Annotated in this window: 19 protein-coding genes and 1 tRNA gene (1 of these 20 cut by a window edge); 4 read left to right on the forward strand and 16 right to left on the reverse strand. The window is 65.3% G+C overall.

The window, feature by feature from the left end:
* From AC5I49_RS26285 to uvrB, 10 genes are all read right to left on the reverse strand, one after another.
* A tRNA-Val gene (locus tag AC5I49_RS26285) sits at positions 1 to 20 on the reverse strand (it extends 155 nt beyond the left edge of the window).
* 42 nt (positions 21 to 62) lie between these two features.
* Positions 63 to 779 (reverse strand): DNA polymerase III subunit epsilon, encoded by a 717-nt coding sequence (gene dnaQ / locus AC5I49_RS26290; RefSeq protein ID WP_016447119.1) that lies wholly within the window; start codon positions 777 to 779, stop codon positions 63 to 65.
* Positions 780 to 790: 11 nt separating this feature from the next.
* On the reverse strand, positions 791 to 1129 hold the full coding sequence (gene fdx / locus AC5I49_RS26295) for an ISC system 2Fe-2S type ferredoxin (protein WP_013802212.1): 339 nt from the start codon (positions 1127 to 1129) through the stop codon (positions 791 to 793).
* A gap of 25 nt (positions 1130 to 1154) precedes the next feature.
* Entirely contained in the window at positions 1155 to 3023 is a 1869-nt protein-coding gene (gene hscA, locus AC5I49_RS26300; RefSeq protein WP_016451691.1) for a Fe-S protein assembly chaperone HscA, read from the reverse strand.
* Positions 3024 to 3107: 84 nt separating this feature from the next.
* Positions 3108 to 3626 (reverse strand): Fe-S protein assembly co-chaperone HscB, encoded by a 519-nt coding sequence (gene hscB / locus AC5I49_RS26305; RefSeq protein ID WP_016447121.1) that lies wholly within the window; start codon positions 3624 to 3626, stop codon positions 3108 to 3110.
* A 116-nt stretch (positions 3627 to 3742) separates the two neighbouring features.
* The gene (gene iscA, locus AC5I49_RS26310) at positions 3743 to 4066 is read right to left on the reverse strand and encodes an iron-sulfur cluster assembly protein IscA (RefSeq protein WP_016447122.1); all 324 of its coding nucleotides are present in this window, start codon (positions 4064 to 4066) and stop codon (positions 3743 to 3745) included.
* Position 4067: 1 nt separating this feature from the next.
* Positions 4068 to 4466, reverse strand: coding sequence for a Fe-S cluster assembly scaffold IscU (gene iscU, locus AC5I49_RS26315; protein ID WP_016447123.1), 399 nt, complete (start codon positions 4464 to 4466; stop codon positions 4068 to 4070).
* Positions 4467 to 4509: 43 nt separating this feature from the next.
* Positions 4510 to 5730, reverse strand: coding sequence for an IscS subfamily cysteine desulfurase (locus AC5I49_RS26320; RefSeq protein WP_017403940.1), 1221 nt, complete (start codon positions 5728 to 5730; stop codon positions 4510 to 4512).
* Between the two features lie 134 nt (positions 5731 to 5864).
* Entirely contained in the window at positions 5865 to 6401 is a 537-nt protein-coding gene (gene iscR / locus AC5I49_RS26325; RefSeq protein WP_012205825.1) for a Fe-S cluster assembly transcriptional regulator IscR, read from the reverse strand.
* 225 nt (positions 6402 to 6626) lie between these two features.
* A complete protein-coding gene (gene uvrB, locus AC5I49_RS26330; RefSeq protein WP_034365932.1) occupies positions 6627 to 8714 on the reverse strand; it encodes an excinuclease ABC subunit UvrB in 2088 nt (695 codons plus the stop codon).
* A gap of 128 nt (positions 8715 to 8842) precedes the next feature.
* Here uvrB and AC5I49_RS26335 point away from each other — a divergent pair, with 128 nt between their 5' ends.
* From AC5I49_RS26335 to AC5I49_RS26345, 3 genes are all read left to right on the forward strand, one after another.
* A complete protein-coding gene (locus AC5I49_RS26335; RefSeq protein ID WP_016447126.1) occupies positions 8843 to 10039 on the forward strand; it encodes an amino acid aminotransferase in 1197 nt (398 codons plus the stop codon).
* Positions 10040 to 10231: 192 nt separating this feature from the next.
* On the forward strand, positions 10232 to 11185 hold the full coding sequence (locus AC5I49_RS26340; protein WP_017403937.1) for a CoA transferase: 954 nt from the start codon (positions 10232 to 10234) through the stop codon (positions 11183 to 11185).
* 331 nt (positions 11186 to 11516) lie between these two features.
* A complete protein-coding gene (locus AC5I49_RS26345) occupies positions 11517 to 13979 on the forward strand; it encodes an EAL domain-containing protein (protein ID WP_043790148.1) in 2463 nt (820 codons plus the stop codon).
* A 6-nt stretch (positions 13980 to 13985) separates the two neighbouring features.
* On the opposite strand, the gene AC5I49_RS26350 is transcribed toward AC5I49_RS26345, so the two are convergent.
* The 6 genes from AC5I49_RS26350 to AC5I49_RS26375 all read right to left on the reverse strand — a co-directional run bounded on the left by AC5I49_RS26350 (position 13986) and on the right by AC5I49_RS26375 (position 20906).
* Positions 13986 to 16472 carry a YgiQ family radical SAM protein gene (locus tag AC5I49_RS26350; protein ID WP_288897073.1) on the reverse strand — a complete coding sequence of 829 codons (2487 nt, stop codon included), beginning with the start codon at positions 16470 to 16472 and terminating at the stop codon, positions 13986 to 13988.
* Positions 16473 to 16547: 75 nt separating this feature from the next.
* A complete protein-coding gene (locus AC5I49_RS26355) occupies positions 16548 to 17540 on the reverse strand; it encodes an AraC family transcriptional regulator (protein WP_046239848.1) in 993 nt (330 codons plus the stop codon).
* A 108-nt stretch (positions 17541 to 17648) separates the two neighbouring features.
* Complete coding sequence (locus tag AC5I49_RS26360) at positions 17649 to 17852, reverse strand: hypothetical protein (protein WP_016447131.1); 204 nt, start codon at positions 17850 to 17852, stop codon at positions 17649 to 17651.
* On the reverse strand, positions 17849 to 19585 hold the full coding sequence (locus AC5I49_RS26365) for an FAD-dependent monooxygenase (protein WP_312840343.1): 1737 nt from the start codon (positions 19583 to 19585) through the stop codon (positions 17849 to 17851). Before AC5I49_RS26365 ends, AC5I49_RS26360 begins: the two co-directional genes overlap by 4 nt.
* A gap of 101 nt (positions 19586 to 19686) precedes the next feature.
* Positions 19687 to 20553, reverse strand: coding sequence for a helix-turn-helix transcriptional regulator (locus AC5I49_RS26370; RefSeq protein ID WP_495790125.1), 867 nt, complete (start codon positions 20551 to 20553; stop codon positions 19687 to 19689).
* Between the two features lie 182 nt (positions 20554 to 20735).
* On the reverse strand, positions 20736 to 20906 hold the full coding sequence (locus AC5I49_RS26375) for a hypothetical protein (RefSeq protein ID WP_016447134.1): 171 nt from the start codon (positions 20904 to 20906) through the stop codon (positions 20736 to 20738).
* Positions 20907 to 21102: 196 nt separating this feature from the next.
* Here AC5I49_RS26375 and AC5I49_RS26380 point away from each other — a divergent pair, with 196 nt between their 5' ends.
* On the forward strand, positions 21103 to 21702 hold the full coding sequence (locus AC5I49_RS26380; RefSeq protein WP_495790126.1) for an IMPACT family protein: 600 nt from the start codon (positions 21103 to 21105) through the stop codon (positions 21700 to 21702).
* Position 21703 lies beyond the last annotated feature (1 nt).

Genomic DNA, 21703 nt, shown 5'->3' on the forward strand with positions numbered 1-21703 from the left:
TACCGCTGAGCTAATCACCCATATGTCGTTACTGCGACAAGACTTAGATTATGTCATAACTTCTAGGACTGATTTTCGAAGCTGCGCCAAATTGTCTTGCCGCCGCTCGATTTATCCATCTGCACCATCACGTCCTCGTGCGCGGCCAGCTCCTGATCATTGGCGCTCACCACGCGTAGCCTGAAGCTGCGCAGATCGACCTGCGCGACCACCAGGCCGCCCTCGGACTGGGCCGGCTCCTCCACCATCAGCAGGGCCTCCTGGCCTCGCGTGAGGTTGATGTAGACATCGGCCAGCAGTTCCGCATCCAGCAAGGCTCCGTGCAGCGTGCGCCCGGAGTTGTCCACTTCCAGACGGTCGCACAGCGAGTCCAGCGAGTTGCGCTTGCCTGGGAACATTTCCTTGGCCATGACCAGGGTGTCGATGACGCCGCTCACGCACTGCCTGATCGGCGGGCGGTTGGCAAGCTCCAGCTCCTTGTTCAGGAATCCCAGATCGAAAGGCGCGTTGTGAATGATGAGTTCAGCGCCTTGCAGATACTCCCAGATCTCATCGACCTTTTGCTCGAAGCGAGGCTTGTCCTTGAGGAACTCGGTGGTGATGCCGTGCACGCGCAGCGCGTCCGGATGGCTGTCGCGCCCCGCATTGAAGTACAGATGCAGGTTGTTGCCGGTCAGCTTGCGGTTGACCATCTCCACGCACCCCAGCTCGATGAGCCGGTCGCCGTTGTCGGCGGACAGGCCCGTGGTTTCCGTGTCGAGAATGATTTGACGCGACATGTGCTGGGTCCTCAGTGGTTTTCCTTGGCGTGGTTGAGCGAGTACTTGGGAATCTCGATGGTCACGTCCTCGCGCGCCAGGATGGCCTGGCAGGACAGGCGGGACTGCGGCTGCAGGCCCCATGCGCGGTCCAGCAGGTCTTCTTCCTCTTCCTCGGCCTCGTTCAACGAGTTGTAGCCTGCCTTGACCACCACGTGGCAGGTGGTGCATGCACAGCTCATGTCGCAGGCGTGCTCGATCTTGATGTTGTTGTCCAGCAGTGCCTCGCAGATGGAGGTGCCGGCAGGCGCCTCGATTTCGGCACCCTGGGGACAGTATTCGGCGTGGGGAAGTATTTTGATAACGGGCATGGCGGATCTGCGTTCGGATCAGAAATCAGGAAAGGGATTGCACGCTCTTGCCGGCCAGGGCCTGCTGGATGCTGCGGTTCATGCGCTCGGCGGCAAAGGACTCCGTGCCCTTGGCCAGCGCCTGTGTTGCGGCCTCGATGACGGCAGCATCCTCGGAGCCCACGCTGGCGCGCAGGGCGTCGACCAGCGCGTCGATGGCTGCGCGCTGGTCTGCAGCCAGCACATCGCCATCGGCCTGCAGCGCGCTCTCCGTGGCCATGAGCATGCGGTCGGCATCGACACGCGCCTCCACCAGAGCGCGCGCCTGAATGTCCTGCTGGGCCGTGGCAAAGCCGTCCTGCAGCATGCGGGCGACCTCGTCGTCCGAGAGGCCGTACGAGGGCTTGACATGGATATGCGCCTCGACGCCGCTGATCTGCTCCTTGGCACCCACCGACAGCAGGCCGTCGGCATCCACGGTGAAGGTCACGCGGATGCGGGCCGCGCCGGCTGCCATGGGCGGGATGCCGCGCAGTTCGAAACGCGCCAGGCTGCGGCAGTCCGCCACAAGATCGCGCTCACCCTGCACCACATGAATGGCCAGGGCCGTCTGCCCGTCCTTGTAGGTGGTGAAGTCCTGGGCGCGGGCCGTGGGAATGGTCTCGTTGCGCGTGATGATGCGCTCCACCAGACCGCCCATGGTCTCCACACCCAGCGACAGGGGAATCACATCCAGCAGCAGCATGTCGCCGCTGGAACTGTTGCCCGCGAGTTGATTGGCCTGAATGGCAGCGCCCAACGCCACGACTTCATCGGGATTGAGGTTGACGAGAGGATCGCGGCCAAAGAACTGGGCCACTGCCTCGCGCACCTGGGGCATGCGGGTGGAACCACCGACCAGGACCACGCCCTGCACCTCGTCGCGCGTCAGGCCAGCGTCCTTGAGTGCGCGGCGCACCGCCGCCAGCGAGCGCGCCGTCAGATGGGCCGTGCTCGCATCGAAGTCGCCACGCTTGACATCGAAATGCACAGTGCCGGTGGACAGCTCTGCCGTGAACGTGGCGGCCTGAGCATCCGTCAATGCCTGCTTGCAAAGGCGTGCCGCCATGCGCCAGCGGGCCTTGTCCTCGGCGGTCTGCGGAACCACGCCGGTCTGCTGGGCCACCCACTCAGCCAGTGCCGCATCGTAGTCATCGCCACCCAAGGCCGAGTCCCCCCCCGTGGAGACGACCTCGAACACACCCTGGGACAGGCGCAGGACCGAAATATCGAAAGTGCCGCCACCCAGATCGTAGACGGCGTAAACGCCTTCGGAGCCGTTGTCCAGGCCATAGGCAATGGCGGCAGCCGTGGGCTCGTTGATCAGCCGCAGCAGGTTGATGCCGGCGAGCTTGGCCGCATCCTTGGTGGCCTGGCGCTGCGCGTCGTCAAAGTAGGCTGGCACGGTGATGACCGCGCCATGGATGTCGTCGTTGAAGGTGTCCTCGGCGCGAAAGCGCAGCGTGGCCAGGATCTCGGCGCTGACTTCCACGGGGGTCTTCGTGCCATCGATGGTCTCGATCCCGATCACGCCACGACCGGCTTCTTGCTCAGCAAAGCGGTAAGGCAGCTTCTCCGGCGCGTCGATGTCCGCCAGCGTGCGGCCCATGAAGCGCTTGGCCGAGGCGATGGTGTTGCCCGCATCGGTGGACAGCGCCGCCTGCGCGGCGTAGCCGATCTCGCGGCGCCCCTGGGGCAGATAGCGCACGACGGAAGGCAGCAGTACCTGACCCTGATCATCCGGCAGGCATTCGGCCACGCCATTGCGGACTGCGGCGACCAGCGAATGGGTGGTGCCCAGGTCGATACCCACGGCAATGCGTCGCTGGTGGGGATCGGGGGACTGACCGGGTTCGGAAATCTGCAAAAGCGCCATGGAAATACTCGGGGAAATTGCAGGTCCGGGCCGGCCGGCCTGCCTTGTGAATAAGGGACTCTCGTGGGAGGTTCGGGTCGCGGACTATTGTCCCAGTTGATCGCGGCGACGCTCTATGTCCTGCGCAAATCGCGCAACAAACATGAGGGCTCTGACCTGCTGCACGGCCGCCTGGGCATCGTGCAGTTCATCGAGCTGGCGGCCGCATTCGGCCAGCATGCTCTTTCTGGCCTGCGACACTTCGCCGTCCAGCGCATCCAAGGCGGCCTCGTCCTGCGCATCGTCCAGCGCCTCGCGCCATTCCATCTGCTGCATCAAAAAGGCGGTGGGCATGGAGGTGTTGTCCTCGGCACGCACGGGTGCACCCAGCAATTCGCAAAGATAGGCTGCTCGCCTGAGCGGCTCTTTCAGCCGTTGGTAGGCCTCGTTGATGCGTACCGACCATTGCATGGCCACACGCTGCGCAGCTGCGCCCTGCGAGGCAAAGCGGTCAGGATGGGCCTCGCGCTGCAACTCCTTCCAGCGCGCGTCAATGGTGCTGCGCTCCTGCGCAAATTGGCGCGGCAGCGCAAACAGCTCGAAATCGTCCGATTGCAGGTTCATGTCGATAAAAAGCCGCCAGCACCGAAGCGATGGCGGCCTCTTGAGGGAGTAGAAAAGTCAGGGCCTGCCGGGCATGCCGCCAGGCCACCAGAGCCTGGCCCCCCGGCAAATGCCGGTCAGATGCGAAAGCTCTCGCCGCAGCCGCAGCGATCGCGCTCGTTGGGGTTGTGGAACTTGAAGCCTTCGTTCAAGCCTTCACGCACAAAGTCCAGTTCCGTGCCATCGATATAGGCCAGGCTCTTGGGGTCGACCAGCACCTTGATGCCGTGGTCCTCGAAGATCACATCCTCGGGCAACTGTTCGTCCACATACTCCAGCTTGTAGGCCAGCCCGGAGCAGCCCGTGGTCTTGACCCCAAGGCGCACGCCGATGCCCTTGCCGCGGCGCGACAGGTAGCGGCTCACATGGCGGGCCGCGGACTCGGTCAGCGAGATCGCCATATCAGGCGGCCACCACCGCAGTGCGCTTGGCACGGTAGTCGTCCACTGCGGCCTTGATGGCGTCTTCGGCCAGGATGGAGCAGTGCACCTTGACGGGAGGCAGGGCCAGTTCTTCGGCGATCTGGCTGTTCTTCAGCGCAGCCGCTTCATCCAGCGTCTTTCCCTTGACCCACTCGGTCACCAGCGAAGACGAGGCGATTGCCGAACCACAGCCATAGGTCTTGAAACGGGCATCTTCAATGACGCCGGTTTCGGGGTTGACCTTGATCTGCAGCTTCATCACGTCGCCACAGGCAGGCGCGCCGACCATGCCGGTGCCCACCGATTCGTCGCTCTTGTCGAACGAACCCACGTTGCGGGGGTTTTCGTAGTGGTCTACCACTTTGTCGGAATAAGCCATGATGTCTACCTCTTCAATACTTGATTCGCGTGCCGGCCGACGCTCAGTGCGCCGCCCACTGGATGGTGCTGAGGTCGATGCCGTCCTTGTACATCTCCCACAGCGGGCTGAGTTCGCGCAGCTTGACCACATTGGTGCGGATGGTGCTGATCGCGTAGTCGATTTCTTCCTCGGTCGTGAAACGGCCGATGGTCATGCGCAGGCTGCTGTGCGCCAGCTCGTCACTGCGACCGAGGGCACGCAGCACATAGCTGGGCTCCAGGCTGGCCGAAGTGCAAGCGGAGCCCGACGACACTGCCAGCCCCTTGATGCCCATGATGAGCGACTCGCCTTCGACGAAGTTGAAGCTCATGTTCAGGTTCTGAGGCACACGGTGCTCCATGCTGCCGTTGATGAAGACCTGTTCCAGATCCTTCAAACCGTTGAGCAGGCGCTGTTGCAGCGCATAGGCCTTGGCATTGCTCTCGACCATCTCTTCCTTGGCGATGCGGAAAGCCTCGCCCATGCCGACGATCTGGTGCGTGGGCAGCGTACCCGAACGCATGCCACGCTCATGACCACCGCCGTGGATCTGCGCCTCCAGGCGCACACGCGGCTTGCGGCGCACGTACAGGGCACCCACGCCCTTGGGACCGTAGGTCTTGTGCGCGGTCATGCTCATCAGGTCGATCGGCAACTTGGACATGTCGATCTCCACGCGGCCCGTAGCCTGCGCAGCATCCACATGGAACAGGATGCCCTTCTCGCGGCACAGCGCGCCAATCGTGGGAATGTCCTGGATGACGCCGATTTCGTTGTTCACGAAGAGCACGCTCACCAAGATGGTATCGGGACGCAGCGCGGCCTTGAATGCCTCGATATCGAGCAGACCATCAGGCTGCACGTCCATGTAGGTCACCTCAAAGCCCTGGCGCTCGAGTTCACGCATGGTGTCGAGCACGGCCTTGTGCTCGGTCTTGAGCGTGATCAGATGCTTGCCCTTGCCTTGATAGAAGTGCGCCGCACCCTTGATGGCAAGATTGATGGACTCGGTCGCGCCACTGGTCCACACAATTTCACGGGGATCCGCGCCAATCAGATCCGCCACCTGGCCGCGGGCCTTCTCGATGGCCTCTTCGGCCTCCCAACCCCAGGCATGGCTGCGCGATGCAGCGTTGCCGAAGTGCTCACGCAACCATGGGATCATGGCGTCCACCACGCGAGGGTCCACGGGAGTGGTCGCGCCATAGTCGAGATAGATGGGGAAATGCGGGGTCATGTCCATGACTGGCTCTTATCAAAGTTCCGGCTGGCAAAAATCGGGAAGGCGATGAACTCCGGTGAATCCATCCGGGCGGGCAGCACCGCGCCACACAGCCATGCGCAGCGGCGCCCTGCCCTCAGGGTGTCAAAAGTCGATCAGGACTTGGCGAAGGCGTTGCCCAGCGCGAATACCGAGTTCGGTGCATTCACGCGGATGGGCTTGACCACGGGAGCCGTGGAAATCGCACGACGCACTACGGGCTTGTCCTCGATCTGGATGCCCTTGGCCAATTGTTCGTCGACGAGCTTTTGCAGCGTCACGGAATCGAGGAACTCGACCATGCGCTGATTCAATGCCGCCCACAGTTCATGCGTCATGCAGCGGCCTGCTTCGCCCAGACAATTTTCCTTGCCGCCGCATTGGGTGGCGTCAATGGGCTCGTCCACGGAGACGATGATGTCGGCCACGGTGATGTCGCCAGCCTTGCGGGCCAGCGTGTAACCGCCGCCGGGTCCACGGGTGGACTCGACGAGTTCATGGCGGCGCAGCTTGCCGAACAGCTGTTCGAGATACGACAGGGAAATCTGCTGTCGCTGGCTGATGGCAGCCAGCGTAACAGGGCCATTGTTCTGGCGCAGGGCCAGATCGATCATGGCAGTGACCGCAAAACGGCCTTTGGTGGTGAGACGCATTACGAGCTCCTTCAGTCAGGCTTGTACGTTACAGAAACACCCGCTCCAGCGATTTGACTGGAGTTGGGCACAGTCTCCGCCCTTACTCCGTCCTGTTCAAAAGGTTCAGAGCCCTTCTTTTCATCGAAGTTTTTGTTGTTGTTGAGTGTTGACCCTGAGTGTACCACATTCCCCATCAATTTTGTCGGGTAACAAGAGCCAACAGGCTTCAGACAAGGCACCGCCTCAGGAAACCTGCGCGGAAGAGCCTCCGAACAGTTGCTCCTTGAGCAGTGCCAGCTGATCGCGCACCCGCGCCGCCTGCTCGAACTCCAGGCTGCGCGCATGTTCGAGCATCTGCTTCTCCAGACGCTTGATTTCCTTGGCCACATCTTTTTCGGACATGTCCTCGACACGCGCTCTTTCGAGCTGATTGGCCTCCAGACGTTCCGCTTCCTTGCCGCTTTTTTCGCTGTAGACACCATCAATCAGGTCTTTCACCCGCTTGACAATCTGCTTGGGTTCAATGCCGTTTTCCTCGTTGAACGCCATTTGCTTGGCGCGGCGGCGCTCGGTCTCGCCGATGGCCTTCTTCATCGACTCCGTGATCCTGTCCGCGTAGAGGATGGCCTTGCCGTGCAGGTTGCGTGCTGCGCGGCCGATGGTCTGGATGAGACTTCGCTCGGCGCGAAGAAAGCCTTCCTTGTCGGCATCGAGGATGGCGACCAGCGAGACTTCAGGGATGTCCAAGCCCTCTCGCAGCAGGTTGATGCCCACGAGAACGTCGAAGACGCCCAGACGCAGGTCACGAATGATCTCCACGCGCTCCACCGTCTCCACATCGGAGTGCAGATAGCGCACCTTGACCCCGTTTTCGCTCAGGTAGTCGGTGAGCTGCTCGGCCATGCGCTTGGTGAGCGTGGTGATGAGAACACGCTCCCCGCGCTCGACGCGCAGGCGGATTTCCTGCAGCACGTCATCCACCTGGTTGGTGGCCGGGCGCACTTCGATTTCGGGGTCGATCAGCCCCGTCGGGCGCACAACCTGGTCCACGATCTGACCTGAGTGGGTTTTTTCGTAGTCTGCCGGCGTGGCCGAGACAAAGATGACCTGGCGCATGCGCCGCTCGAATTCCTCGAATTTCAGCGGCCGGTTGTCCAGCGCCGACGGCAGCCGAAAGCCGTACTCCACGAGCGTGGTCTTGCGCGAGCGATCGCCGCTGTACATGGCGTTGAGCTGACCGATCATCTGGTGGCTCTCGTCCAGGAACATGAGCGCGTCGCTGGGCAGGTAGTCGGTCAATGTGCTGGGGGGCTCGCCCGGGGCTGCGCCGGAGAGGTGGCGCGTGTAGTTCTCGATGCCCTTGCAGTGGCCGACCTCGGTGAGCATTTCAAGGTCGAAGCGCGTGCGCTGCTCCAGGCGCTGGGCCTCGACCAGCTTGCCGTCACCCACCAGTTGCTTGAGCCGCTCGGCCAGTTCCAGCTTGATGGTTTCCACGGCGGCCAGCACCTTGTCGCGCGGCGTGACGTAGTGGCTGCTGGGGTAGACAGTGAAGCGCGGAATGCTCTGGCGCACGCGGCCCGTGAGCGGGTCGAACAGCTGCAGGCTTTCAACCTCGTCGTCGAAGAGTTCGATGCGGATGGCCAGCTCGGAATGCTCGGCGGGGAAGACATCGATGGTGTCGCCGCGCACGCGGAACTTGCCGCGGCTGAAGTCCTGGTCGTTGCGCTGGTACTGCATGCGGATCAACTGCGCGATGACGTCGCGCTGGTTGATGCGGTCGCCGGTACGCAGCGTCATGATCATGCGGTGGTAGCTTTCGGGTTCGCCGATGCCGTAGATGGCCGAGACCGTGGCCACGATGACCACGTCGCGCCGCTCCATGAGACTTTTGGTGCACGAAAGCCGCATCTGCTCGATGTGCTCGTTGATGGCGCTGTCCTTTTCGATGAAAAGGTCGCGCTGGGGCACGTAGGCCTCGGGCTGGTAGTAGTCGTAGTAGCTGACGAAGTACTCGACGGAGTTCTTGGGAAAGAACTCGCGGAACTCGCTGTACAGCTGTGCGGCCAGTGTCTTGTTGGGTGCGAAGACGATGGCCGGACGACCCAGGCGGGCGATCACGTTGGCCATGGTGAAGGTCTTGCCCGAGCCCGTCACGCCCAGCAGGGTCTGAAAGGATTCACCGTCCTGGATGCCCTCGACCAGCTTCTCAATGGCGGCGGGCTGGTCGCCAGCCGGTGGATAGGGCTGGAACAGCTCGAAGGGGGAGTCCGCGAAATGCACGAACTGGCCCGAGGCCGCAGGTGCTGGAGAGGAATCAGAGACTTCGTGCATGACGTGGGTTCGCAAAAGTGGGTATCGGCCGGCGAGATCGCTAGAATTCATGGGTTAACCCGAAAGCCTACCGCAGCTTGGGGCTAGCCGCGTTTTTTCCACCTCCCAAGACATCCCAAGGACGCTTCATGTCTCTGTTTACCGCCGTCGAAATGGCCCCCCGCGACCCCATCCTGGGTCTGAACGAGCAGTTCGCTGCCGACACCAACCCCAGCAAGGTGAATCTGGGCGTGGGCGTGTACTTCGACGACAACGGCAAGTTGCCCCTGCTCGAGTGCGTGCAGGCCGCCGAGAAGGCGATGATGGACAAGCCCACGGCCCGCGGCTACCTGCCCATCGACGGCATCGCTGCCTATGATGCCGCAGTCAAGGGCCTGGTGTTCGGCGCCGAGTCCGACGTCGTCAAGTCCGGCCGCGTGTCCACGGTGCAGGCCATCGGCGGCACCGGCGGCCTGAAGATCGGCGCCGACTTCCTCAAGAAGATCAGCCCCGCTGCCAAGGTGCTGATCTCCGACCCTAGCTGGGAAAACCACAAGGCCATCTTCACGAACGCCGGTTTCGAGGTGGGCACCTATGCCTACTACGACGCCGTCAACCGCAAGGTGAACTTCGAAGGCATGCTGGCCGACCTGAACGCAGCGGCCCCTGGCACCATCGTGGTGCTGCACGCCTGCTGCCACAACCCGACCGGCTACGACATCACGGCCGAGCAGTGGGACCAGGTGATTGCCGCCGTCAAGGCCAAGGGCCTGGTGGCCTTCCTTGACATGGCCTACCAGGGCTTTGGCCACGGCATTGCCGAAGACGGCGCCGTGATCGGCAAGTTCGTGGCCGCCGGCCTGAACATCTTCGTCTCGACCTCGTTCTCCAAGAGCTTCAGCCTGTACGGCGAGCGCGTGGGCGCACTGTCGGTGGTCGCCAACGACAAGGAAGAGGCGGCCCGCGTGCTGAGCCAGCTCAAGATCGTGATCCGCACCAACTATTCCAACCCGCCCACCCATGGTGGCGCCGTGGTGGCGGCCGTGCTGAACAACCCCGAGCTGCGCGCACTGTGGGAAAAGGAACTGGGCGAGATGCGCGTGCGCATCAAGGCCATGCGCCAGAAGCTGGTGGATGGCCTGAAGGCTGCCGGCGTCCAGCAGGACATGAGCTTCATCACCACGCAGATCGGCATGTTCAGCTACTCCGGCCTGAGCAAGGACCAGATGGTGCGCCTGCGCACCGAGTTCGGCGTCTACGGCACGGACACGGGCCGCATGTGCGTGGCCGCGCTCAACAGCAAGAATATCGACTACGTCTGCCAGTCGATCGCCAAGGTGGTCTGACCGCCACTCCAGCCACCTGGCCCTGCGCCGGGTGAGAAGGCATGCCGCCAGCGCTCCCTGCCCTGGCGGCATTTTCTTTGTGCGGGCGATTTTTGCATCCTGGCAGTCCGGTATGCGCCAGGGCTGCGCGGGTACCGGTGCGATCATGCGGGCAGCCGAAACATCGAATGAAGAACGAGACGCTCCATTCCCATGCCAGATCACGCCTGCCTCACTCCCTTCACCTCCTCGCCTGCAGACGGGCTGCCCCTGTCCGGCGTACGCATTCTGAGCCTGGCACTGAACCTGCCGGGTCCCGCCGCCCTGATGCGCTGCGCGGCCATGGGCGCGCAGTGCAGCAAGCTGGAGCCGCCCTCTGCGCAGCCAGGGCCTGCCGGCGCGGACCCTATGGCGCTCTACAGCCCGCAGGCCTATTCCGACATGCACCAGGGCATCGCAGTCTGGCAGGCACAGCTCAAGACCGAGGACGGACAGGCCGCGCTGCACAAGGCGCTGGACAGCGCCGACATCCTGCTGACCTCGTTCCGCCCCGCCGCGCTGGCCAAGCTGGGGCTGGACTGGGCGTCGCTGCAGCAGCGCCATCCGCAGCTGTCGCTGGTGCGCATCGTCGGCAGCGCGGGAGCCCTGGCCGATGTGCCGGGCCATGACCTGACCTATCAGGCCGAGGCGGGGCTGGTACAGGGCGGCGCCATGCCACCCAGCCTGTTTGCCGACATGGCTGGCGCGCTGATGGCCAGCGAGGCCGTGCTCAAGGCCTGGCTGCTGCGCCAGCGCAGCGGCCACGGCAACCTGCAGGAAACAGGACTGGCACAGGCCGCGCAATGGCTGGCCCTGCCCTGGCACTGGGGCCTGACCCGGCCCGACGGAGATGTGGGCGGAGCACACGCAGGCTATCGCGTCTATGCCTGCGCCGACGGTTCGGTGGCCGTGGCGGCACTGGAGCCGCATTTCGCGGCACGCCTGTGCGCAGCAGCATCGGTGCCGGGCGATGGCAGCATCGCCTGCATGCGCAACCCGGCCACGCATGCGGCCCTGGAAGCCTTCCTGGCTGCCCTGTCCTGCGCCGAACTGGCAGACCTGGCCGAGCGCCACGACCTGCCCCTGCATCCGCTCGCCGCTCAGCCAGCGGCCTCGCGCCGCTTGTAGGCGAATGCCGAAAGGCAGCATCTGCGCACGACCTACAAGCCGCCTGGGTCGCGGCTGCCCGCTGAGTATGAACATGCTGCTGCCGACGACCCTCTTTACCGCGATAGCCTGCTCCTCTTAAATCAGAGTTGCGCATACAACCAGACAACCCGAACACATCTGGAAACACCCATAATCGGCTCATCTGGAGGCAGCCCCATGGTTCGAGAACATCCATCGACCGCCCCGCTATCCGGGATGCGTCAGCCACCTAGCCACTCAGCGCCTGGCCTGCAGCGCATCGGCGCCAGCGCCTAAGGCCGCCGCTGGGTCCCCCTTCCGTCCACCGCCTATGCAAAGCCAGCCCCCAGCCCATGTGCCGGTACTGCAGCTGGTGCAGCGCATCTGGCCCCTGGTGCTGGTGGTCGTGGTGCTGGTGGTCATGGCCAGCGGCAGCCTCTACCTTGTGTCTGCGGTGCGCGCCTTCGTGGCCGGAGAAAGCCTGTGGTCCAAGGCACAGAAGGATGCCATCTACGCCCTGAGCCGCTATGTGGACAGCGGCTCGGCGCGCGACCTGGCGCGCTTCGAGCAGGCCATGATCGTTCCTGCAGGCGACTGGCAGGCCCGCATGGCGCTGGACGATGTGCCGGCCAGGGTCAAGGACGCGCGCGCCGGCATTCTGCTGGGAGGCAACCACCCGGACGATGCCGACGCGCTGATCTGGCTGATGCAGACTTTTCGCCATGTCGAACTGCTGGAGGAGCCCTATCGTTACTGGAAGCAGGGCGACCAGTACCTGCAACAGCTCGACCGGCTGGCGCAGGAGATAGAGCAGCGCCACACCGTGGGAAGCGTGAGCGCCGAGGACGTCATCACCTGGAAGCGCGAGATCGAGCAGATCAACGCCGGCGTCACACCCGCCACCCAGCAGTTCAGCGCCTCGCTGGGCCGCAGCTCCCGGCAGATGGTGGTGTGGCTGCAGTGCATTCACCTGATGCTGGGCGTGGCGCTGATCCTGGTGGCACTCTGGCATACGCGGCGCATGCTGCAGCAGCGCCAGCAGGTGCAAAACGACCTGCTGACCGAAAAGGAAAGGGCCCAGACCACGCTGGCATCGCTGGGCGATGCCGTGATCACCACGGACGCCCAGGGCGTGGTGGACTATGCCAACCCTGCCGCGCTGGGCCTGCTGGGCAGCAGCGAGCAGCAGCTCAAGGGACGGCACCTGGCCAAGGGCCTGCATTTCAACAGCATCGACACCACCCAGACGGCGGAAAGCCTGCTGACCCATCTGCTGTCGGGTCGGCAATTGCGCGAAGAGCACACGCGGTGGCTGCGGCGCCATGACCGCAGCATCGTGCCGGTCAAGCTCATGGGCTCGGCCATCAGCGGCGGCGGGGAGCGCCCGGCAGGTGCGGTGATCGTGCTCAGGGATGTCTCGCGTGAGCAGCAGTATCTGGACCAGCTTTCCTGGCATGCCAGCCATGACGGCCTGACCGGGCTGGAGAACCGCGTGGAATTCGAGCGCCGCCTGCAGCGCCTGCTCAACCAGGGCCAGCACAGGCTGCGGCCCGCAGCCCTGCTGTACATGGATCTGGACCAGTTCAAGCTCATCAACGAGACCTGCGGCCATCCGGCGGGCGATGAAATGCTGTGCGAGGTCAGCCGTCTGCTGCTGCACAACCTGCGCGAGACAGACACCCTGGCCCGCCTGGGCGGCGACGAATTCGGCGTTCTTCTGGAGAACTGTCCGCCCGAGCCCGCGCTGCGCATTGCCGAAAAGCTGCGCCAGGCTGCCGAAGCCCTGCACGTGCACTGGGGCAAGCAGGTGCTGCGCACAGGACTGAGCATTGGACTGGTCCACATCGGCGGCGAGGTCCAGTCGGCCCAGGACCTGCTGCGCATGGCCGACATGGCCTGCTACCGCGCCAAGGAGCGCGGCCGCAACCGCATCTATGTCTACCGCAGCGACGACGGCGAATACACCCGCCACGTCAGCGAGATGGAATGGGTCACGCGCATACGCACGGCGCTGGAGCAGGAGCGCTTTTGCCTGTATGCACAAAGCATTGCACCGCTGCAGCCCGATGGCCAGCGCGGCCTGCATTTCGAGGTGCTGCTGCGGTTGCGCGACGAGCAGGGCCAGATCATCTCGCCAGCCGCGTTCATACCCGCGGCAGAGCGCTACGGCATCATGCCCACCGTCGACCGCTGGGTGATCGCCAGAACGCTGGCCACGCTGGCCGAGCATCCGGCCGCGCTGCGCCATATCGACACCTGCGCCATCAATCTGTCAGGCCCCAGCCTCGACGACGACGGGCTGCTGGACTTTGTGCAGGCGCAGCTGAGCACGCACGGCATCGCGCCGCAGCTGCTGTGCTTCGAGATCACCGAGACCAGCGCCATCGCCAGTCTGTCCAGCGCCACCCGGCTGATCCAGGCCCTGCGCACGCTGGGCTGCCGTTTTGCGCTGGACGACTTCGGCGTGGGCATGTCCTCGCTGACCTATCTGAAGCAGTTGCCCGTGGACTATCTGAAGATCGACGGCGGCTTCGTGCGCGACATGCTCCAGGACCCCAGCAACCACGCCATGGTGGAGATGATCAACCGCATAGGCCATATCCTGGGCAAGCGCACGGTGGCCGAGTATGTGGAAAGCCGGGAGATCGCCCAGGCCCTGCAGGCCGTGGGCGTGGACTACGCGCAGGGCTTTGCCCTGGCGCGGCCCGTGCCGCTGGACACGCAGTACTTCGAAAGCGGTGCCCAGGCCGCCCGCCGCGAATGGCAAGGCACGCTGGCGCCGGCAGTCGGCTGAGGCGCGTCAGCGCGGCTTGCGCCCGCCCGGCGCGGCCTTGCGGCCGGCCCCGGCAGCGCCTGCGGAGCCGCCCACGCCAGGGCGCGGTGGCAGGCCCGTGTGCTGGGTCAGCATGCGGCCGGGCTTGGGCTGACTGGAGCGCAAGCGCACGTCGCCTCCGGGGTCGCGGGCCTGTGCCTGCGCCTTGCCCGGCCCCGCACTCTTGCCACCGGCCTTGTTGAGGGCATAGGCCTTGCCCTGCTGGGAGACCACGGCACGCGCGGCCACGCCCGTTCCCTGGGTGCTGTTCTTGCGGCGCGCGCTCTGGTAGCCGCCATCGACCAGGGGCTGGAAGGTGGGGATCAGGTGCTGCTTGCCGTTGCCGATGAGGTCGGCACGGCCCATGGCCTTCAAGGCCTCGCGCAGCAGCGGCCAGTTGTTGGGGTCGTGGTAGCGCAGGAAGGCCTTGTGCAGTCGGCGGCGCTTTTCACCGCGCACGATGTCCACCGACTCCTCGCTTACGTCGCGCATCTGGCGACGCACCTTGGTGAGGGTGTTGCGACCCGAGTGGTACATGGCCGTGGCCGTGGCCATGGGGCTGGGGTAGAAGGTCTGCACCTGGTCGGCGCGAAATCCGTTCTTCTTCAGCCAGATGGCGAGGTTCATCATGTCCTCGTCGCTGGTGCCCGGGTGGGCGGCGATGAAGTAGGGAATCAGGTACTGCTTCTTGCCCGCTTCCTCGCTGAACTGCTCGAACATCTGCTTGAAGCGGTCATAGCTGCCTATGCCCGGCTTCATCATCTTGGTCAGCGGCCCGGATTCGGTGTGCTCGGGCGCGATCTTCAGGTAGCCGCCCACATGGTGCTGCACCAGTTCCTTGACGTACTCGGGCGACTTCACGGCCAGGTCGTAGCGCAGGCCCGAGCCGATCAGGATCTTCTTGATGCCCGGCAGATTGCGCGCGCGGCGGTAGATCTTGACCAGCGGGGCATGGTCGGTGTGCAGGTTCTGGCAGATGCCGGGGAACACGCAGCTGGGCTTGCGGCAGGCGGCCTCGATCTCGGGGCTCTTGCAGCCCAGGCGGTACATGTTGGCCGTGGGGCCGCCCAGGTCGGAGATGGTGCCGGTGAAGCCCTTGACCTTGTCGCGGATGTCCTCGACCTCCTGGATGATGGACTCCTCGGAGCGGCTCTGGATGATGCGGCCTTCATGCTCGGTGATGGAGCAGAAGGTGCAGCCGCCGAAGCAGCCACGCATGATGTTGACCGAGGTGCGGATCATCTCCCAGGCCGGGATCTTGGTCTCGCCCTCATGGCTGCCGTTGGCGTCGGCATAGCTGGGATGGGGGCTTCGCGCATACGGCAGGCCAAAGACCCAGTCCATCTCGGCCGTGGTCAGCGGGATGGGGGGCGGGTTCAGCCACACATCGCGCGCGGTCACGCCTTCGCCGTGGGCCTGGACCAGGGCGCGGGCGTTGCCGGGATTGGTCTCCAGGTGCAGCACGCGGTTGGCGTGGGCGTAGAGGATGGGATCGGCCTTGACCTGCTCGTAGCTGGGCAGGCGCAGCACGGTCTTGTCGCGCGGCGGCTGCTTGCCCTTGCCGCGCAGCGACGGGTTGGGCACGAACTGGATGGTCTGAACGGCGGCGACCGAGGCGCCGTCCGGCTTAGCGTCGGCATCACCCTCTTCCTTGGAGCAGGTCTGGCCCTGGGCCTCGGCCTGCTCGCTGGTGGTCATGTAGGGGTTGATGTGGGGCTCGACCACGCCGGGCTCGTCCACCACGGAGGAATCCAGCTCGAACCAGCCCGCTTCCGACTCACGGCGGAAGAAGGCCGTGCCGCGCACGTCGGTAATGCTTTCCACGGGCTCGCGCGCAGCCAGGCGGTGGGCCACCTCGACCAGGGCGCGTTCGGCGTTGCCGTACAGCAGGATGTCGCACTTGCTGTCCACGACGATGGAGCGGCGCACCTTGTCGCTCCAGTAGTCGTAGTGGGCGATGCGGCGCAGGCTGCCCTCGATGCCGCCCAGCACGATGGGCACGTCCTTGTAGGCCTCGCGGCAGCGCTGGCTGTAGACGATGGCCGCGCGGTCAGGGCGCTTGCCGCCCACGTCGCCCGGCGTGTAGGCATCGTCGGAGCGGATCTTGCGATCGGCCGTGTAGCGGTTGATCATGGAATCCATGTTGCCCGCCGTCACGCCCCAGAACAGGTTGGGCCGGCCCAGGGCCTTGAAGGCCTCGGCGCTTTGCCAGTCAGGCTGGGCAATGATGCCCACGCGAAAGCCCTGTGCCTCCAGCACCCGGCCGATCACCGACATGCCGAAGCTGGGGTGATCCACATAGGCGTCGCCCGTCACCAGGATCACGTCGCAGCTGTCCCAGCCAAGCTGTTCCATCTCAGCCCGGCTCATCGGCAGGAACGGGGCCGTGCCAAAGCGCTTGGCCCAGTAAGGACGATAGCTGGTCAGCGGCTTGGCGGCGCGATGGAAGAAGGAAACGTCAACGGGGGCGTTCATGATGGGCGGTTCGGCTTCTGGGAGCCTGTGCGGAAGGAACCGGCCAGTGTACGTTTCGGCACTCAACCCTGCTGGTCAAGGGTCTTGCTCCAGCCCCCTGATACGGCCTTCCTGCTGCTGCCAGCCCGACCTCTTTGCGGCCTCCTGCGCCAGCCAGGCCTTGGGCGTGTGCCCGGACCAGCGGCGAAATGCCCGTGCAAACACCTTCGGCGAGTCGTAGCCCGCGTTCTCGGCGATGCGGGCCGATGACAGCCCGCCGGCCTCCATCTGCTGGGCGGCCAGCGCCATGCGGTGCGCCGTCAGATAGCCGATGGGCGTGGCACCCACCAGCTCCTTGAAACGCATGCTGAAGCGGGTGCGCGACATGCCGGCCTCGATGGCCAGCGTCTCCACGCTCCAGGCCCGCTGCGGTTCGCGGTGCATGCACACCAGAGCACGCGCAACACAGGCATCGCCCAGGCCCCGCAGCCAGCCTTCACCCACGGCGGCCTCGCGCGCCAGGTGCTCGCGCAGGATGTTGACCAGCAGCAGCTCGCCCATGCGCGCGGCCGACAGGCGCCAGCCCGGGCGCCGCGCCAGCGTCTCCAGCGTGAGCGACTCCATGGTGGTGGCCAGGCAGTCGGCCAGCGGCAGGTCGCTTGCCCGGATGTGGATCAGCGGCGGCAGGATGCGGAATACCGAATGACGGCAGTAGGCGGAAAACCACAACAGGGCCGAAAACATGTCCGTGGCCTCGCCGCCGCCGCCATGGCTGAAGACCAGGGGATTCTCGTCCCGCGGTCCTTCGGCGTGGCGGGCGATCATGCGCGAGAACAGCTCGCTGGCAACGTCCATGTCGGACGCCACCACATGCGCGGCGCCCATGGGCAGCATGACCAAATCGCCGGGGTCGACACGCAGCGCCGGCATGCCCTCCACCTGGATCCAGTAAGGCGCGCCGCGCGCCATGCGGATCATGGCGCCGGTGACGCCCGTGGACTTCAGGCTCCACGGCGCCGTCAGCGCAAAGCGCGCCGTGACGGCGCGCTCCGAGCGGCAAATATCGAGAACTTCACTGAGTACATCCATGGCTCGCGGGACCCTTGTTTTCGGGCCGATGTTAGCCAGTGCCGGCCATGCCACGGCCCGTCGGCACCCCGACAGCGATAGCGGTTTTCCCTGGAGCGCGACTACGCACTAGAGATCCTGCTGCGCCGCCTGCACCAGCTCCGAGAACACGGACGCGCTGCCCAGCCGTTCGGCCGCCAGCAGCGCCAGCTTGACCAGGAACAGCTCAGACCGCTGCGGGCCCGCCGTGTCGATGGCTGTGGCCAGCTGGTCGTAGACAGTTTCCAGGCCGGCGATATCAAGGGTGTGGGGTGATGTCTGTTCTTGGCTCATGCCGGAACTCCTTGCGTGCAGGTGGCGTTGTCGATGGCCGATTGCAGGCGCCGGGCATCCAGCGCCAGCCAGCGCGCGCAGACATGCTGATCGGGCCGCAGCAGATAGGCGGCACCAGGCGGGTGCCCTGCCGGCACGCCATGGCGTGCACGGCAGCGGCCATCTGCATCGGCCAGGGTCAGATCGGCACCCTGGACCGGCTGCGCGGCCGCCTGGCTGGAGATGGCCACGATGCGCAGGCCCACGCCACGGCCGCGCGCCATCCTGGCAACTTCGCACCACTGGGCAGGCACGGGCGTGCCATCGGTGAAATACAGCAGGTCGAATCCACCGCCCAGGTGGTCCAGCAGATAGTCATCGGGCCCCAGGCGCAGGTTCAGCGGCGGTGCGCCATGGCCAGGGCCGGCTTCAAACAGGTGGTTGTCGTCATCCGCGCTGTTGAGCGGCGAGTGCGCGTATTCGTGCGGCCGGGAGGTGCGCCAGTGGTACAGCGGCCGCACGAATTCCTGGGTGAGCGACAGCGACAGCACGGCATCGCGCAGCAGCCGGAAGCCGCGCGAGGGCGGCGCCATGAAGCGCGTGCTCTTGCCGGCCTCTTCGACAATCTCGCGCGCCGCGCCCACGCGCTCGCCGCTGTAGCTGTCCAGCAGCCTCACCGGCGCCACGCCGCGCGCCACCAGGGCCAGCCGCCAGGCCAGGGCCTGGGCATCCTGAAAACCCGTGTTGGCACCGCGCACGCCGAAGATGGGCAGCATGTGGGCCGCATCGCCCGCGAAGATCACGCGGCCGTGCACATAGTCCGGCAAGGTCAGCGCGCGGGCGGAGTAGACCGAACTCCAGTCCATTTCCCAGGGCGTGCCGACGAAGCCGATCATCTCCAGCTGCGCGTCGATGCGCGCCTTGAGCGATTCGGGCTGCAGCGCCTGCTGCGCGTCCTCGCCCGCAGGCAGTTGGTAGTCCACGCGCCAGATGCCATGCGGCTCGCGGTGCATCAGGATGGTGTTGCCGGGGTTCCAGACCGGGTCGAAGAAGGCCAGGCGCTCCGTGGGCAGTGGCAGGTCGATGCGGATGTCGGCGATCACGAAGCGGCCCTCGTACGACGCCCCCTCCATCACCAGGCCCATGGCCGTGCGTATGCCGGAGCGGGCGCCATCGGCGGCGACCAGCCAGTCGGCCTCCATCGCATACGGGCCTTGCGGCGTGTCCACTTGCAGCCGCGCCTTTGCGGCGGCGCCGCTGCCGACCTGCTCCACCCGGTCCACGCGGTTGCCCCAGCGCAGCTCGATCAGCGGATGGGCCAGCACCGCATCGACCAGGTATTCCTCCAGGTACTGCTGCTGCAGATTGGTCATGGGATGGAAGCGATCGTCCTCGCTGTGCGGCGCCTCCATGCGGAACACGCGCTGCCCCCGGTAGAACGAGTTGCCACAGCGCCAGGGCAAGGCGTTCGCCATGACCCGCTCGGCCACGCCCACCTGCTGCAGGATCTCCATGGAGCGGCGCGTGAAGACGATGGCGCGGCTGCCTTCGGACACCTGCAGTTCGGACTCCAGCAGCACGCAGCGCTGGCCGTGGCGCGCCAGCTCCAGCGCCGTGGTCAGCCCCACAGGGCCCGTGCCGACGATGACGACAGGATGGCGCTGCACCCCTGGATGCTGCGAAGGCAGCCAGGGCTGGTGCACCCGGTACCGGTAGTAGATGGAATGCCGCGGCTGGGCATGGGGCTGATGCATGGATGTCTCCGTCTTGCGTCTTTGTGAGGCCGCAGTGTAGGCAGCCCCCGCTCCGGCAATGTCCCCGGATGGGGACAGACAGGACCCTCCAGCCCCCAGGCTCAGGACAGCGCCTCGGGCTCCATCAGCAAGGCAAACAGCTCGCGCTGCCCCTGCACGCCCAGCTTGCCGCAGACGCGCTTGAGATAGGTCCGGGCACTGGCCACCGTGATGCCCAGGCGCTGCGCCAGCCGCTCGGTGTCCAGCCCCTCGACCACGCAGCGCACCACGTCCATATCGCGTTGCGTGAGATGCACAAAGCGCCGCGCCAGGCGCGCCAGCACCAGGCCCGCCAGATCGTCCTGCAGGGCCTGGCCTGCGTAATGCAGGCGCATGGCCTGCATGACCAGCGGAGCAAAGGACTCGATGCGTGCAATGGACTGCGGGTCAAAGCTGCCGTGCTCCTCACCCCGGTACAGATTCACCGCCAGCCAGCGTGCGCCGGTCTGCAGGGTCAGCAGCGAAAGCCGCTCCACCAGGCGGGGCAGGTCATAGCAGACACGGCGGTACTCGGGATGGCTCACGTCCGAAGGCTTCTGGCGATGGAGCCAGACGCGCGCTGGCGCCTGGGGATTGCGCTGCTGCCGCGCCAGCTCGGCCTGCATCACGCGCTGCGCGCCGTCCAGTGGATAGAAGCGCTCGCTGTAATCCTGGGAAATCAAAGGCAGTGCGCCTGTGCGTGCCCGGTCCCCGAACCCCACGATGCGCGGCCGAGATCGCCCCTGGAACGAAAAGATCGTGCACTGCGCCAACGGCACATGCCGGCCCAGCAGGTGCAGCAGCTGCCCGGCCACCTCGTCGCTGCTGCCGCTGGAACGGCCCACCTGCTCCAGCAGCGCCGTCACATCGCCCAGCGGCACAGGCAGGCTGGCATCGCTGGCGCAGGCAGGTGCCAGCAGCCAATGGCTGCGGACGGTGTCATTGCTCATGGGTGCGGGAACAGGCCGTGGCAGGAATGCAAAAAAGGCCGGTGCATTGCGCAGCCGGCCTGGGTGAAGATGTTGGAATGATAAATCCAGCGCAGCGAGGCCATTGCCTGCTGCGTTCCTGTCGGCGGTCGTTGGAGCCGCTCAGCCTGGCCGGATGGCCCTTGGCTGCACGGCTGCAGCCATCACCATTCGCCTACGTTGCGAATGCGCTGGTCCAGGTCCAGAGGAAGGCCGCCACCGGCGGCTTCATGGTCCTGGCCTGCCTGCTCCAACGCCATGGGCGGAGGACTGAAATGATCGCGGCCAAAGGTGTGTTCGGTGAGAACGGGATCGCGGGAAGGTGGGGTGTTCATGGTTGCGCCTCCTTGACAGAAAGCTTACTGCGAATCTTTCACTATTTCTGTAGGACAAACCTGGATGCAACCCTCTGAAGCTGAAATGACACAAGGTACGCATGCTCACAAATGTGTAGCGCTTCGTAATAAAGGCGTAATGAATCCATGCGCCAAACCCCGGGCCAGGGGCGATCGGGTAAGCTTGCCGCCCTCCATGCCACAGACACTCCGCGCGCCTGCGCACAGCGAACTCCTCATCAAGAAAAGCCGTTTCATCGGCTGCGTGCAGCCCATGGCCGACCGCGCCAGCGCCCAGGCCGTGGTCGATGCGCTGCGCCGCGAGCACCCGGGCGCCGCCCATGTCTGCTGGGCCTTGCTGGCGGGAGGCCAGTCGGCAGCCGTCGATGACGGCGAGCCCGGCGGCACGGCAGGCCGCCCCATGCTGGATGTGCTGCGCCACCAGGACCTGGAAGGCGTGCTGGCCACCGTGGTGCGCTACTTCGGCGGCGTCAAGCTGGGCGCCGGCGGCCTGGTCCGTGCCTACACCGATGCCGTGGCCCAGGCCTTGCTGACCGCCGAGAAGGTGACGCTGCAGCGCATGCAATTGCTGCGCTGCAGTGTCCCTTATGCGCTCGAAGGCCTGGTGCGCCGCGAGATCGATGCGGCAGGCGCCGAGCTGCTCCAGGTCGAGCATGGATCGCTGGTGCAGTTCGATCTGCGCCTGCCGCAGTCGCAGGCTGAAGGCTTTGTGGGCCGCCTCAATGAGGGCGGACAAGGACGCGTGGGCTGGATGGAGATCCACCACGGCGAGTGAA

It is taken from the genome of Delftia sp., assembly GCF_059499305.1.

Coding starts and splice junctions, on each gene's coding strand:
- hscB (WP_016447121.1), bottom strand. CDS start 3,626: ATGAACCTGCAATCGGACGATTTCGAGCTGTTTGCGCTGCCGCGCCAA.
- AC5I49_RS26335 (WP_016447126.1), top strand. CDS start 8,843: ATGTCTCTGTTTACCGCCGTCGAAATGGCCCCCCGCGACCCCATCCTG.
- fdx (WP_013802212.1), bottom strand. CDS start 1,129: ATGCCCGTTATCAAAATACTTCCCCACGCCGAATACTGTCCCCAGGGT.
- AC5I49_RS26340 (WP_017403937.1), top strand. CDS start 10,232: ATGCCAGATCACGCCTGCCTCACTCCCTTCACCTCCTCGCCTGCAGAC.
- AC5I49_RS26345 (WP_043790148.1), top strand. CDS start 11,517: ATGCAAAGCCAGCCCCCAGCCCATGTGCCGGTACTGCAGCTGGTGCAG.
- AC5I49_RS26375 (WP_016447134.1), bottom strand. CDS start 20,906: ATGAACACCCCACCTTCCCGCGATCCCGTTCTCACCGAACACACCTTT.
- iscR (WP_012205825.1), bottom strand. CDS start 6,401: ATGCGTCTCACCACCAAAGGCCGTTTTGCGGTCACTGCCATGATCGAT.
- iscA (WP_016447122.1), bottom strand. CDS start 4,066: ATGGCGATCTCGCTGACCGAGTCCGCGGCCCGCCATGTGAGCCGCTAC.
- AC5I49_RS26380 (WP_495790126.1), top strand. CDS start 21,103: ATGCCACAGACACTCCGCGCGCCTGCGCACAGCGAACTCCTCATCAAG.
- AC5I49_RS26360 (WP_016447131.1), bottom strand. CDS start 17,852: ATGAGCCAAGAACAGACATCACCCCACACCCTTGATATCGCCGGCCTG.
- hscA (WP_016451691.1), bottom strand. CDS start 3,023: ATGGCGCTTTTGCAGATTTCCGAACCCGGTCAGTCCCCCGATCCCCAC.
- uvrB (WP_034365932.1), bottom strand. CDS start 8,714: ATGCACGAAGTCTCTGATTCCTCTCCAGCACCTGCGGCCTCGGGCCAG.
- AC5I49_RS26365 (WP_312840343.1), bottom strand. CDS start 19,585: ATGCATCAGCCCCATGCCCAGCCGCGGCATTCCATCTACTACCGGTAC.
- AC5I49_RS26320 (WP_017403940.1), bottom strand. CDS start 5,730: ATGGACATGACCCCGCATTTCCCCATCTATCTCGACTATGGCGCGACC.
- AC5I49_RS26355 (WP_046239848.1), bottom strand. CDS start 17,540: ATGGATGTACTCAGTGAAGTTCTCGATATTTGCCGCTCGGAGCGCGCC.
- dnaQ (WP_016447119.1), bottom strand. CDS start 779: ATGTCGCGTCAAATCATTCTCGACACGGAAACCACGGGCCTGTCCGCC.
- iscU (WP_016447123.1), bottom strand. CDS start 4,466: ATGGCTTATTCCGACAAAGTGGTAGACCACTACGAAAACCCCCGCAAC.
- AC5I49_RS26370 (WP_495790125.1), bottom strand. CDS start 20,553: ATGAGCAATGACACCGTCCGCAGCCATTGGCTGCTGGCACCTGCCTGC.
- AC5I49_RS26350 (WP_288897073.1), bottom strand. CDS start 16,472: ATGAACGCCCCCGTTGACGTTTCCTTCTTCCATCGCGCCGCCAAGCCG.